Origin of the sequence: Pseudomonas sp. MPB03 (assembly GCF_046605385.1) — a bacterium.
GTDB lineage: Bacteria > Pseudomonadota > Gammaproteobacteria > Pseudomonadales > Pseudomonadaceae > Aquipseudomonas > Aquipseudomonas zanjanensis.
Genome location: NZ_CP176770.1, coordinates 6425280 through 6437374, shown reverse-complemented (window position 1 = coordinate 6437374; position 12095 = coordinate 6425280). Strand labels below are relative to the sequence as shown.

Below are 12095 nucleotides of genomic sequence, written 5' to 3'. Positions count from 1 at the left end.
CTTCACGCAGTGGCGATGCCACAGCGTAACCGCAAAACAGGGTGCCCAGAAATGCCTGCGCCAGAAACGACAATGCCAGTTCATATGAACTGGCATTGTCTGGAGTCAGGCTCCCCGGATGAACCGCTGTCGGCTTAGCCCTTGAACCCGAAAGTTCAAGGTGGAAGTTGCAGGAGGCGTTAAGGCTTTCCGTCAAGCGGACATGCACACCGGCCCCAACGTGCAACCCCCGTGGTTGTGCGTATCGGCTCAGGGACATCACCAACTGGCAAGCACCCCAGGGAGTGACGCGAGTATACCCCAGGCAGCTTCGCGAATCAGCCCTTGGCGACGTCTGGATCGGTGGCGAGCACCAGATCGACCCGATCGAGCAGGTCGCGCACCTGTTCACGGGTCGAGCCGCTGACCTGTACGTCCGGCGTATCCTGGCGATGCAACAGGTCGTGGGTGATGTTCAAGGCGGCCATCACGGCGATGCGGTCGGCACCGATGACTTTGCCGCTGCTGCGGATCTCGCGCATCTTGCCGTCCAGGTAACGGGCGGCGCTCACCAGGTTGCTACGCTCTTCCTGGGGGCAGATGATCGAATATTCTTTGTCGAGGATCTGCACGGTAACGCTATTGCTTGAACTCATGAGTCTTGCTCCAGGGCCTTGAGGCGCGAAATCATCGATTCGACCTTACGCCGGGCGATTTCGTTTTTTTCAATGAGGTGCGCGCGTTCCTCGCGCCAGGTTTTTTCCTGAGCTAATAGGAGTCCGTTTTGGCTCTTAAGTTGCTCGACCCGGTCAATTAGCAGTTCGAGTCTGGCCATCAGCGCTTGCAGGTCGGTGTCTTCCATTGTGTCCACTGAAGAATGTGTCTGATGGAGGGATGTAGGTCGCACAGCCTCTGATAGTCTTGGCGAGTCTGTCGATGTAGGATACAAGGCCTCCATTCTAGACATAGCGCCGTCTGGCGCCTAGCTGCCCATGCCCATTCAGAATTCCCCGTATCAAGCATTTGCCACCCTGCTGAGCACCAGCGGTCATCCTGTCTCGCCTGCCGAACTGCATGGCCTGTTGCTCGGTCGCAGCTGCGCCGGCGCCGGCTTCGAGGCCGACGGCTGGTTGGCCGACGCCGCCGAGCTGTTGGAAGGCGAGCCGGCGGACAACGTCCGTAACGCGCTGATCGGCCTGCAGGAAATGGTCAAGGGCGAGTTGACCAGCGACGACATGACCGTCGTCCTGCTGTTGCCCACTGACGACGCCCCCCTGGCCGAACGCGCCGCGGCGCTGGGCCAGTGGTGCCAGGGCTTCCTCGCCGGCTTCGGCCTGACCCGCCGCGAATACGCGCTGAGCGAAGAGGCGAAGGAAGTGCTGCAGGATCTGGCCGCGATTTCCCAGGTCCAGGATGCCCTGGAAGAGTCCGACGACGGCGAAAGCGACTACATGGAAGTGATGGAGTACCTGCGGGTCGCACCATTGCTGCTGTTCACCGAGACCAAGAAAACCGATGCAGCGGCCCCCAAGCCGTCCTTGCATTAATTTTTAGAGGGAACCCCGTCTGCCCATGATTCATATCCCGAAATCGGAATACAGCCGTCGCCGCAAGGCCTTGATGGCGCAGATGGAACCCAACAGCATCGCAATCCTGCCCGCCGCCGCCGTTGCGATCCGCAACCGCGACGTCGAGCATGTCTACCGCCAGGACAGCGACTTCCAATACCTCAGCGGCTTTCCCGAGCCGCAAGCGGTGCTGGTGCTGATGCCCGGCCGCGCCCATGGCGAATACATCCTCTTTTGTCGCGAGCGCAACGCCGAACGTGAGTTGTGGGACGGCCTGCGCGCCGGCCAGGAAGGGGCGATCCGTGACTACGGTGCCGACGACGCTTTTCCCATCACTGACATCGACGACATCCTGCCGGGCCTGATCGAAGGTCGCGACCGGGTGTATTCGGCCATGGGCAGCAACCCAGAATTCGACCGGCACCTGATGGAGTGGATCAACGTGATTCGCTCCAAGGCCCACCTCGGCGCCCAGCCGCCGAACGAATTCGTTGCCCTGGATCACTTGCTGCACGACATGCGCCTGTATAAATCGGCGGCGGAACTGAAGGTCATGCGCGAAGCGGCGCGGATCTCCGCCCAGGCGCACATCCGGGCGATGCAGGCGGCGCGCCCGGGGTTGCATGAGTTCAGCCTGGAGGCCGAGCTCGATTATGAGTTTCGCAAGGGCGGGGCGAAGATGCCGGCCTACGGCTCGATCGTCGCGGCGGGGCGCAACAGCTGCATCCTGCACTACCAGCAGAACGACGCGTTGCTCAAGGACGGCGACCTGGTGTTGATCGACGCCGGCTGTGAAATCGACTGCTACGCCAGCGATATCACCCGTACCTGGCCGGTCAGCGGCAAGTTTTCGCCCGAGCAGAAAGCGATCTACGAAGTGGTGCTGGCCGCCCAGGAAGCCGCGTTTGCCCAGATCGCACCGGACAAACACTGGAACCAGGCCCACGAAGCGACGGTCCGGGTCATTACCGAAGGGTTGGTGCGCCTGGGACTGCTGGAAGGTGAGGTGGACGATTTGATTGCCAGCGAGGCCTACCGGGCGTTCTACATGCACCGCGCCGGCCATTGGCTGGGCATGGACGTGCATGATGTGGGCGAATACCGGGTCGGCGGCGAATGGCGGGTCCTGGAAATCGGCATGACGTTGACGGTGGAACCGGGCATCTATATCAGCCCGAACAACCGCAGCGTCGCGAAAAAATGGCGCGGCATTGGCGTGCGCATCGAGGATGACGTGGTAGTGACCAAGACCGGTTGTGAAATCCTGAGCCGAGGCGTGCCGAAAACGGTCGCCGACATCGAGGCCCTGATGGCCGCCGCCCGGACGCAAGCGGCATGAGCCGGATCAACGTGGCCATCATCGGCGGCGGCCTGGTCGGCGCGAGCCTGGCCCTGGCCCTGCAGGCCGGTGCCAAGGCCCGGGGCTGGAAGATCATGCTGATCGAGCCCTTCGCCCCTGGCGACGCCTGGCAGCCAAGCTACGATGCCCGGTCCTCGGCATTGTCCTACGGTGCCCGGCAGATTTATCAACGCCTGGGTGTCTGGCAGGAAATTTCCCGCCGCGCCGAACCGATCAAGCAGATCCATGTGTCCGACCGCGGGCGGTTTTCCACGGCGCGGCTGTCGGCCATGGAAGAAGGTGTGCCAGCGCTGGGCTATGTGGTGGAAAACGCCTGGCTCGGCCAGTGCCTGTGGCAAGGCCTGGACCCGGAAGTGGTCAGTTGGCGCTGTCCGGCGCAGGTGACGCGCATGGAGCCATTGGTCGGCGGTTATCGCCTGACCCTCGACGACGAAACCACCCTGGAGTGCGATCTTGCGGTATTGGCCGATGGTGGTCGCTCCAGCCTGCGCGAGCAGTTGGGCGTCGGCGTGCGCAGTCGCCCTTATGACCAAAGCGCCTTGATCGCCAACATCACCCCCAGCGAAGCCCACAATGGCATGGCCTTCGAACGCTTCACCGATGACGGCCCGATGGCCTTGTTGCCGCTGCCGGAGAATCGCTGCGCGTTGGTCTGGACCCGCCAGGGCATGGACGCACAACGGCTGGCAGCCCTCGACGAGCGCAGCTTCCTCAGCGAATTGCAGGGCGTGTTCGGTTATCGCCTGGGGACGCTGAAACAGGTGGGCGTGCGGCACTTGTACCCGCTGGCGTTGGTGGAGGCTGAAGAGCAGGTCCGTCCGCACCTGGCGATCCTGGGCAATGCCGCCCACAGCCTGCATCCAATTGCCGGGCAGGGGTTCAACCTGTCCCTGCGCGATGCCCAGGCCCTGGCCGATGCCTTGCTCGACAGCGACGGCGAGCCCGGAGACTTTGCCGTGTTGCAGGCTTATCGCGAGAGCCAGCGCACGGACCAGGCCCTGACCGTGGGCTTCTCCGACCAGGTCACGCGCCTGTTTGGCAGCAACCTGCCGCTGGTGTCCCTGGGCCGTAACCTCGGCTTGCTGGGCCTCGACCTGCTGCCGCCGGCCAAGCGCTGGTTCGCCCGCCAGGCCATGGGCTTGGGGACGCGTCCCGATGCGTGAGGCTGGCGTGGTCACTTCTTTTCATGGGCGACTGACGTCGCCAGCAAAACAGGCATAGAGCATGGAATTGCGTGCAGATCTGCTGATTGTCGGCGCCGGTATGGTCGGCAGCGCCCTGGCGCTGGCGTTGCAGGGCCGTGGCCTGCAAGTGCTGTTGCTCGACGGCAGCCCGATGAGCGTCAAGCCTTTCGATCCCCAGGCCGCGTTCGAGCCCCGGGTCAGCGCCTTGTCGACGGCCAGCCAGCGAATCCTCGACCGCCTGGGCGTCTGGGGCGGCATCACCACCCGGCGTGCCAGCCCTTATACCGACATGCACGTCTGGGACGGCAGCGGCACCGGGCAGATCCATTTTTCCGCCGCCAGCCTGCACGCCGAGACGCTTGGGCACATCGTTGAAAACCGCGTGGTGCAGGACGCGCTGCTGGATCGGTTGCATGACTGCGACCTGGGCCTGCTGGCCAATGCCCGGCTGGAACAGATGCGTCGTTCCGGCGACGATTGGTTGCTGACCCTGGCCGATGGCCGCACCCTGCGCGCGCCCCTGGTCATTGCCGCCGACGGCGCGAATTCGGCTGTGCGCCGCCTGACCGGCGTGGCGACGCGCGAATGGGATTACCTGCACCACGCCATCGTCACCAGCGTGCGCAGCGCCCGGCCGCATCGAATGACGGCGTGGCAGCGCTTCACCGACAACGGTCCGCTGGCGTTCCTGCCCCTTGAGCGTGACGGCCAGCATGACTGGTGCTCGATTGTCTGGTCCACCACCCCCGAAGAAGCGCAGCGCTTGATGGCGCTCGATGACACTCGATTCTGCAACGAACTGGAACGCGCCTTCGAAGGCCAGCTCGGTCCGGTACTGAGCGCCGACCCGCGCCTGTGCGTGCCGCTGCGCCAGCGCCATGCCAAGCGCTACGTGGCCGAAGGGCTGGCGCTGATCGGCGACGCCGCCCACACCATCCATCCGTTGGCTGGGCAGGGGGTGAACCTGGGCTTCCTCGACGCCGCCGTGCTGGCCGAAGTGCTGTTGCAAGCGGCCGCACGGGGCGAGCGCTTGGCGGACGTGAAGGTGTTGAGCCGCTACGAGCGGCGCCGCATGCCCCACAACCTGGCGCTGATGGCCGCGATGGAGGGCTTCGAGCGGTTGTTCCAGGCCGATCCGCTGCCGGTGCGCTGGTTGCGTAACACCGGGTTGAAACTGGTGGACCGCTTGCCTGAGGCCAAGGCGCTGTTCGTGCGCGAGGCGCTGGGGTTGATTGGGGATCTGCCGGATCTGGCCAAGGCCTGAAATGTGGGTTGGGGCTTATGGCCCCATCGCGAGCAAGCTCGCTCCCACAGTTGATTCGGTGAAACCTGTGGGAGCGAGCTTGCTCGCGATGGGGCCGGAACAGCCATCTCGACCCCACTGTTGCAACATTTGGAAATGTGTCCGCCTACTGTTCGATTGTAGTGCCAAATGTGAGTCCTTATCATTTGCGCTTCGCTCACCATCCAGAGATCGCTACCATGTTGGCAACCAAACGCCTGCTGTCCGCCCTCGCCTTGACCCTGGTCGGCACCACTGCCGCCCAGGCCGCCGATGAGGTGGTGGTCTACTCCTCGCGCATCGATGAACTGATCAAGCCGGTCTTCGACGCCTACACCAAGAAAACCGGCGTATCGGTGAAGTTCATCACTGACAAGGAAGCGCCGTTGATGCAGCGGATCAAGGCCGAAGGCGCAAACGCCACCGCCGACCTGCTGCTCACCGTCGATGCCGGTAACCTCTGGCAAGCCGAGCAGATGGGTATTCTCCAGCCGTTCACCTCCCCGGTGATCGATGCCAACATCCCGCCTCAATACCGCGCGTCCTCCCACGCCTGGACCGGCTTGAGCCTGCGGGCGCGGACCATCGTCTATTCCACCGAGCGGGTTAAACCCAGCGAATTGACCACCTATGAAGCGTTGGCTGGCAAAGAGTGGGAAGGCCGCCTGTGCCTGCGGACCTCGAAGAAGGTCTACAACCAGTCCCTGACTGCCACCCTGATCGAAACCCACGGGGCGGAAAAAACCGAGGAAATCCTCAAGGGATGGGTCAAGAACCTGTCCACTGACGTGTTCTCCGACGACACTGCGTTGCTTGAAGCGATCAACGCAGGCCAATGCGATGTCGGCATCGTCAACACTTACTACTATGGCCGCTTGCACCAGCAGAAGCCGGACCTGAAGGTCAAGCTGTTCTGGCCGAACCAGGCTGATCGTGGCGTGCACATCAACCTCTCCGGCATTGGCTTGACCCAGCATGCACCGCATCCGGAAGCCGCGAAGAAGCTGGTGGAGTGGATGACTACGCCAGAAGCACAGAGCATTTTTGCCGACGTGAACCAGGAATTCCCGGCCAACCCGAAAGTCGAACCGTCCAAGGAAGTGGCAGCCTGGGGCAAGTTCAAGGCCGACACCCTGCCGGTGGAAGTCGCGGGTAAACGCCAGGCCGAAGCCATTCGCATGATGGATCGCGCTGGCTGGAACTGAGACCCGTCCTGTTCAGTTCATTGAAAGCATGTGGCGAGGGAGCTTGCTCCCGCTGAGCCTGTAGGAGCTGTGTAGGAGCTGTCGAGTGCAACGAGGCTGCGATCTTTCCCTAGACACTTGAGTCTCAAGCGAAAGATCAAGATCAAGATCAAAAGATCGCAGGCTCCGCCAGCTCCTACAGAGCCCAGCGGGATCAAGCTCCCTCGCCACGTGACCATTTAACGAGAGTTCTCCTTGGCCCACCCCGCCCAACGCCGTTGGTATCCCCTGGTCTTCGCCATCGCCGCGTTGGTCCTGTTGCCCTTGAGCGTCTTGCTACTGTCCTGGCAGAGCATCGACCAACAGATCTGGTCCCACCTGTGGGACACGCAAATGCCCCGCCTGCTAGGCAACACACTCACGTTGATCCTTGGCGTGGGGATCGGTGTGACGCTGTTGGGGGTCAGTCTCGCCTGGCTCACCAGCCTGTGTGAGTTCCCGGGGCGACGCTGGCTCGACTGGGCGTTGATGCTGCCGTTTGCGATTCCGGCTTATGTGCTGGCGTTTGTCTTCGTGGGTCTGCTGGATTTTGCCGGCCCTGTGCAGACGCTGATGCGAGAGTGGTTCGGCAGCGGCCTGCGCCTGCCTCGGGTTCGTTCCACCGGCGGGGTAATCCTGGTGCTGGTGTTGGTCTTTTACCCTTACGTCTATTTGCTGGCGCGCAGTGCCTTCCTGGCCCAGGGCAAGGGCTTGATGGAGGCTGCCCGGGTGCTGGGGCAATCGCCATGGCAGGCGTTCTGGCGCGTGGCGCTGCCGATGGCCCGGCCGGCCATCGGTGCAGGCGTGGCGCTGGCGCTGATGGAAACCCTGGCGGATTTCGGTGCGGTGTCAGTGTTCAACTTCGACACCTTCACCACCGCCATCTACAAGACTTGGTACGGATTCTTCAGCCTATCCAGCGCAGCCCAACTGGCCAGCCTGCTGTTGTTGGCGGTGATGCTGGTGCTCTACGGCGAACGCCGGGCCCGCGGCGCCCAACGAGCCAGCAACGAGCGGCCCCGGGTCAAGGCGTTGTACACGTTGCGCGGCTTCAAGGCCGTGGCGGCCAGTGGCTGGTGCTTCCTGGTGTTTGCCTGCGCGTTTGTCATCCCGGTGCTGCAATTGGTGGTGTGGTTCTGGCAACGCGGCCGTTTCGACCTGGATGAGCGTTATGCCGGGCTGATCGTCCATACCCTCTACTTGGGCGGCCTGGCCGCGTTGGTCACCGTCTGCGTGGCCTTGCTGCTGGCGTTCGCCCGGCGGTTGGCGCCGACCCGCCCGATTCGTGCCGGCGTCGGCCTGGCGAACCTGGGGTATGCCTTGCCCGGTTCGGTGTTGGCGGTGTCGATCATGCTCGCGTTCAGCTACCTGGACCGCGAGCTGGTCATTCCGCTGTCGGCCTGGCTCGGCGGCGCAGGCAAGCCGTTGCTGCTGGGCAGCCTGTCGGCGCTGTTGCTGGCGTATCTGGTGCGCTTCCTGGCCGTGGCCTACGGTCCGTTGGAGAGCAGCCTGGCGCGAATTCGTCCGTCCTTGCCCGAAGCGGCACGCAGCCTTGGGGTCAGTGGCCCACGACTGTTTTTCAAAGTGTATCTGCCGTTGTTGTTGCCCGGGACATTGAGCGCGGCGTTGCTGGTGTTCGTCGATGTGCTCAAGGAAATGCCCGCGACGCTGCTGATGCGCCCGTTCGGCTGGGACACGCTGGCGGTGCGGATCTTCGAGATGACCAGCGAAGGGGAGTGGGCCCGGGCCGCGTTGCCGGCGCTGACGTTGGTCTTGGTGGGGTTGTTGCCGGTCATCGGATTGATACGACGTTCGGCCCATCGAAACAGCTAGGTGTCAGTCCTACCTCATGCGGCTACAATGCGCGGCATTCGGTGCGGTCCGTCTGTCGGACCGGGCAACTGAGAGCGTCAGAAAACTCCTTTTTTTCAGGCGTTCGCGCTACGCAGTGTCCGTCCGCACCTTCGCCAAGCCCGGAAGGAGAAACCCATGGGACAGCGTACGCCTCTGTATGACCTTCATCTCGCCCTTGGCGCGAAGATGGTCGATTTTGGCGGTTGGGATATGCCTTTGCACTACGGCTCGCAAGTCGAAGAGCACCATCAGGTGCGTCGCGACTGCGGTGTGTTCGATGTATCCCACATGACCGTGATTGATGTCGCCGGCCCCCAGGCCAAGGTCTGGCTGCAGCGCTTGCTGGCCAATGACGTCGACCGCTTGCAGGGCTCAGGCAGTGCCTTGTACAGCGCGATGCTCAATGAGCGCGGCGGCATTGTCGACGACATGATCATCTACCGTGTCGAGGACGGCTATCGGCTGGTCTTCAACGCCTCGACCCGCGATCAGGACCTGGCCTGGATGCAGGCGCAGCTCGGTGACTACGACGTGCAGTTACATGAGCGCCCCGAGCTGGCGATGCTGGCGATCCAGGGTCCCCACGCCCGGCAAAAGATTGCCGAGCTGGTCACACAACCGCGTGGCCAAATCATCCAGCAACTCAAGCCTTTCGAAGGCCGCGCCGACGGCGAATGGTTCATCGCCCGGACCGGCTACACCGGTGAAGATGGCCTGGAGATTGTGCTGCCCGCCCAAGAGGCTCCGAGTTTCTTCAACGATCTCGTAGGGGCCGGCATTTCGCCCATCGGCCTCGGCGCCCGCGATACCTTGCGCCTGGAAGCCGGCATGAACCTCTACGGCCAGGACATCAGTCAGGACGTTTCGCCCCTGGCCTCGAACATGGCCTGGAGCATCGCCTGGGAACCGGCGAGCCGTCCGTTCATCGGGCGCAGTGCGCTGGAGGCCGAGCTTGCCAGCGGTGTGCAGCACAAACTGGTCGGGCTGGTGCTGGAAGAGCGGGGCGTGTTGCGCGCCCATCAGGTGGTTCGCATCGCCAATGTTGGCGAAGGAGAGATCACCAGTGGTAGTTTTTCTCCTACGCTTAGCAAGTCGATCGCCCTGGCACGTGTTCCGATGGCAACCGCCGACCGGGCCGAGGTGGAAATTCGTGGTAAGTGGTACCCGGTACGGGTGGTCAAACCGACCTTCGTCCGCCATGGCAAAACCCTGATCTAACCTTTTGCGGCGGGCCGCTGGCCGCTGACACTTTCTCTTGAGGACACAGAATATGAGTGATATCCCTGCCGACCTGCGGTTTGCCGAAAGCCATGAGTGGGCCCGTCTGGAAGCTGACGGCACCGTCACCGTGGGCATCAGCGATCATGCGCAGGAAGCCTTGGGCGATGTGGTGTTTGTCGAGCTGACGGAAATCGGTAAGGTCTTTGCCGCAGGTGACCAGGCCGGTGTGGTTGAGTCGGTCAAGGCCGCTTCCGACATCTACTCCCCGGTTGCCGGCGAAGTGATCGCGATCAACGAAGAGTTGGGCGCTTCGCCGGAGTTGCTGAACTCCGATCCGTACGGTGCGTGGATCTTCAAGCTCAAGCCAAGCGACAAGGCTGAGCTGGACAAGCTGCTCGATGCGGCAGGCTACAAGGCCGCTATCGGCGAATAACCCGACTGTACCTGTGGGAGCGAGCTTGCTCGCGATAGCGGTGGATCAGCAGCATTGTTGTTGGCTGACACTCCGCTATCGCGAGCAAGCTCGCTCCCACAGGGGACTGGGGGCTGTCTCGGGATTATTCACCGGACAAAAAAAATGCCGCTCTCATCGAGCGGCATTTTTCATGGGCCGGGAATCACTCCTGGGCGACGGCGTTTTTCGCCAGGATCGCGTTGGCCAGTTCCATGTCGGTGGCTTGCAGGCCTGGGTTGTCGGCGCGTACTTTCTGCATCGCTGCCTCCAGGTAAGGGCCGCGGATACCGCCATCACTGGCGACGAAGCTGCCGGCATCGTCCTGGGCGGCGACGATCAGTTTGTGATCCTTGAAGGTCAGGTAGGTGGAACCGGTGGTCGCACCGGATGAGATGACGTTACGCCAAAACGTGTCGGCCATTGCCGAGCCAACAGGAAGAGACAGCAAGGCTAGGGTAGCGACAGCAAGTTTGAGACGCATGATAGGTGACTCCACTGGGTTAACTATGACGTTGGATTACCTGCGTCTCGATTCAGTTCCATGACTTGTCAGTCAGCCCGCTCCACTTGCAATACCGCGCCTTCCTGGGCCACCACCTTGACCCGCGTACCAATGGGCGACTCGGGCCCCTTGGCCAGCCAGACGCTGTCGGCCACCTTGATCTTGCCGCGGCCTTCGACAATCGCTTCATGCACCAGGAAGACCTTGCCGATCAGTTCCTGTCCGCGCAGGTTCAGGAGCGGCTGATCGCTTTGGCGCACCGCGCTGCGCTGGCGTTGCCACCAGTACAGCGCCGTGGCGATGGCAAACAGGCCGAACAACAGGAACTGCAGCTCCCACGGCAGCTGCGGCAGGATGAACGTGAGTACGCCGACTGCCGCGGCGGCCATGCCGATCCACAGCAAGTAGCCACCGGCGCCGAACACTTCGAGGATCAGCAGGATCACGCCCAGCGCCAGCCAGTCCCAGTACGACATGTGTTGCAGGAACTCCCACATACGCGCGCCTCAGGCTTTCTTGCTGTCGAAGGTGGCCTTGACGATCTCGCCGATGCCACCGACCGCACCGATGACCTGGCTGGCTTCCAGCGGCATCAGGATCACCTTGCTGTTGTTGGCCGACGCCAATTTGCCCAGCGCATCGATGTATTTCTGCGCGACGAAGTAGTTCACGGCCTGGACGTTACCGTCGGCAATGGCCTGGGACACGACCTGGGTGGCCAGTGCTTCGGCTTGCGCCTGGCGCTCGCGGGCCTCGGACTCCAGGAACGCGGCCTGGCGGCTGCCCTCGGCCTCGAGGATCTGCGCCTGCTTCTTGCCTTCGGCGGTGAGAATCGCCGACGCACGCAGGCCCTCGGCTTCGAGGATCTGGGCACGCTTGATCCGTTCGGCTTTCATTTGCCCCGACATGGCGGCCATCAGGTCGGCCGGCGGGCTGATGTCCTTGATCTCGATCCGGGTGATCTTGATGCCCCACGGCGCCGTGGCTTCATCGACGGTGCGCAGCAGTTTTTCGTTGATGCCGTCGCGCTGGCTCAGCATCGCATCCAGCTCCATGGACCCCAGCACGGTGCGGATATTGGTTTGCAGCAGGTTGCGGATGGCGTGTTCGAGGTTGTTGACTTCGTAGGCTGCCTGGGCCGTATTGACCACCTGGAAGAAGCACACAGCGTCGATCTGTACCGTGGCGTTGTCGGCGGTGATGACTTCCTGGGGCGGAATGTCCAGCACGCTTTCCATGACGTTGATCTTGCGCCCGATGCGATCCATCACCGGGATGATGATATTCAGGCCGGGCTTGAGCGTATTGGTGTAGCGGCCGAACCGCTCGACCGTCCATTGGTAGCCCTGGGGTACGACCTTGAAGCCCATGAAGAGAATGACGACCACCAGGCCGATGAAAAGTAAAAGTACGCTACCGATCTGCATGACGGTTCCCTGTGCGAATTGAGATGGACCTGCGAGCCCTG

13 protein-coding genes and 1 other RNA gene are annotated in these 12095 nt (G+C 62.6%); 8 read left to right on the top strand and 6 right to left on the bottom strand.

The window, feature by feature from the left end; all coding sequences use genetic code 11:
• Window positions 1–107: 107 nt before the first annotated feature.
• From ssrS to ACLH0I_RS28170, 3 genes are all read right to left on the bottom strand, one after another.
• Window positions 108–287, bottom strand: a non-coding RNA gene (gene ssrS, locus ACLH0I_RS28180) — 6S RNA.
• A 30-nt stretch (window positions 288–317) separates the two neighbouring features.
• Window positions 318–635 (bottom strand): cell division protein ZapA, encoded by a 318-nt coding sequence (locus ACLH0I_RS28175; RefSeq protein ID WP_053126417.1) that lies wholly within the window; start codon window positions 633–635, stop codon window positions 318–320.
• Window positions 632–841 carry a TIGR02449 family protein gene (locus tag ACLH0I_RS28170; RefSeq protein ID WP_003177365.1) on the bottom strand — a complete coding sequence of 70 codons (210 nt, stop codon included), beginning with the start codon at window positions 839–841 and terminating at the stop codon, window positions 632–634. The genes ACLH0I_RS28175 and ACLH0I_RS28170 overlap by 4 nt, the downstream gene beginning before the upstream one ends.
• A gap of 130 nt (window positions 842–971) precedes the next feature.
• On the opposite strand from ACLH0I_RS28170, the gene ACLH0I_RS28165 reads away from it, so the two are divergent.
• From ACLH0I_RS28165 to gcvH, 8 genes are all read left to right on the top strand, one after another.
• The gene (locus ACLH0I_RS28165) at window positions 972–1526 is read left to right on the top strand and encodes a YecA family protein (RefSeq protein ID WP_058542287.1); all 555 of its coding nucleotides are present in this window, start codon (window positions 972–974) and stop codon (window positions 1524–1526) included.
• A gap of 25 nt (window positions 1527–1551) precedes the next feature.
• Window positions 1552–2886: a Xaa-Pro aminopeptidase gene (gene pepP, locus ACLH0I_RS28160; protein WP_186707590.1), complete on the top strand. Its 1335-nt coding sequence runs from the start codon at window positions 1552–1554 to the stop codon at window positions 2884–2886.
• The gene (gene ubiH / locus ACLH0I_RS28155; protein ID WP_411385915.1) at window positions 2883–4070 is read left to right on the top strand and encodes a 2-octaprenyl-6-methoxyphenyl hydroxylase; all 1188 of its coding nucleotides are present in this window, start codon (window positions 2883–2885) and stop codon (window positions 4068–4070) included. The genes pepP and ubiH overlap by 4 nt, the downstream gene beginning before the upstream one ends.
• Before the next feature lie 67 nt (window positions 4071–4137).
• The gene (locus ACLH0I_RS28150; protein ID WP_411387567.1) at window positions 4138–5355 is read left to right on the top strand and encodes a 2-octaprenyl-3-methyl-6-methoxy-1,4-benzoquinol hydroxylase; all 1218 of its coding nucleotides are present in this window, start codon (window positions 4138–4140) and stop codon (window positions 5353–5355) included.
• Window positions 5356–5573: 218 nt separating this feature from the next.
• On the top strand, window positions 5574–6578 hold the full coding sequence (locus ACLH0I_RS28145) for an extracellular solute-binding protein (protein ID WP_250965460.1): 1005 nt from the start codon (window positions 5574–5576) through the stop codon (window positions 6576–6578).
• Window positions 6579–6812: 234 nt separating this feature from the next.
• Window positions 6813–8429: an ABC transporter permease gene (locus ACLH0I_RS28140; RefSeq protein ID WP_411385914.1), complete on the top strand. Its 1617-nt coding sequence runs from the start codon at window positions 6813–6815 to the stop codon at window positions 8427–8429.
• A 156-nt stretch (window positions 8430–8585) separates the two neighbouring features.
• A complete protein-coding gene (gene gcvT, locus ACLH0I_RS28135) occupies window positions 8586–9668 on the top strand; it encodes a glycine cleavage system aminomethyltransferase GcvT (RefSeq protein WP_250965458.1) in 1083 nt (360 codons plus the stop codon).
• Between the two features lie 52 nt (window positions 9669–9720).
• Window positions 9721–10104, top strand: a complete 384-nt coding sequence (gcvH, locus tag ACLH0I_RS28130) for a glycine cleavage system protein GcvH (RefSeq protein WP_411385913.1) — start codon at window positions 9721–9723, stop codon at window positions 10102–10104.
• Window positions 10105–10288: 184 nt separating this feature from the next.
• Here the strand turns inward: gcvH and ACLH0I_RS28125 are convergent, their stop codons facing one another.
• From ACLH0I_RS28125 to ACLH0I_RS28115, 3 genes are all read right to left on the bottom strand, one after another.
• The gene (locus ACLH0I_RS28125) at window positions 10289–10609 is read right to left on the bottom strand and encodes a DUF2388 domain-containing protein (RefSeq protein WP_170867266.1); all 321 of its coding nucleotides are present in this window, start codon (window positions 10607–10609) and stop codon (window positions 10289–10291) included.
• A 65-nt stretch (window positions 10610–10674) separates the two neighbouring features.
• Window positions 10675–11124, bottom strand: coding sequence for an NfeD family protein (locus ACLH0I_RS28120; RefSeq protein WP_411385912.1), 450 nt, complete (start codon window positions 11122–11124; stop codon window positions 10675–10677).
• A 9-nt stretch (window positions 11125–11133) separates the two neighbouring features.
• Window positions 11134–12054 (bottom strand): SPFH domain-containing protein, encoded by a 921-nt coding sequence (locus tag ACLH0I_RS28115; protein WP_186707583.1) that lies wholly within the window; start codon window positions 12052–12054, stop codon window positions 11134–11136.
• Between the last annotated feature and the right edge of the window lie 41 nt (window positions 12055–12095).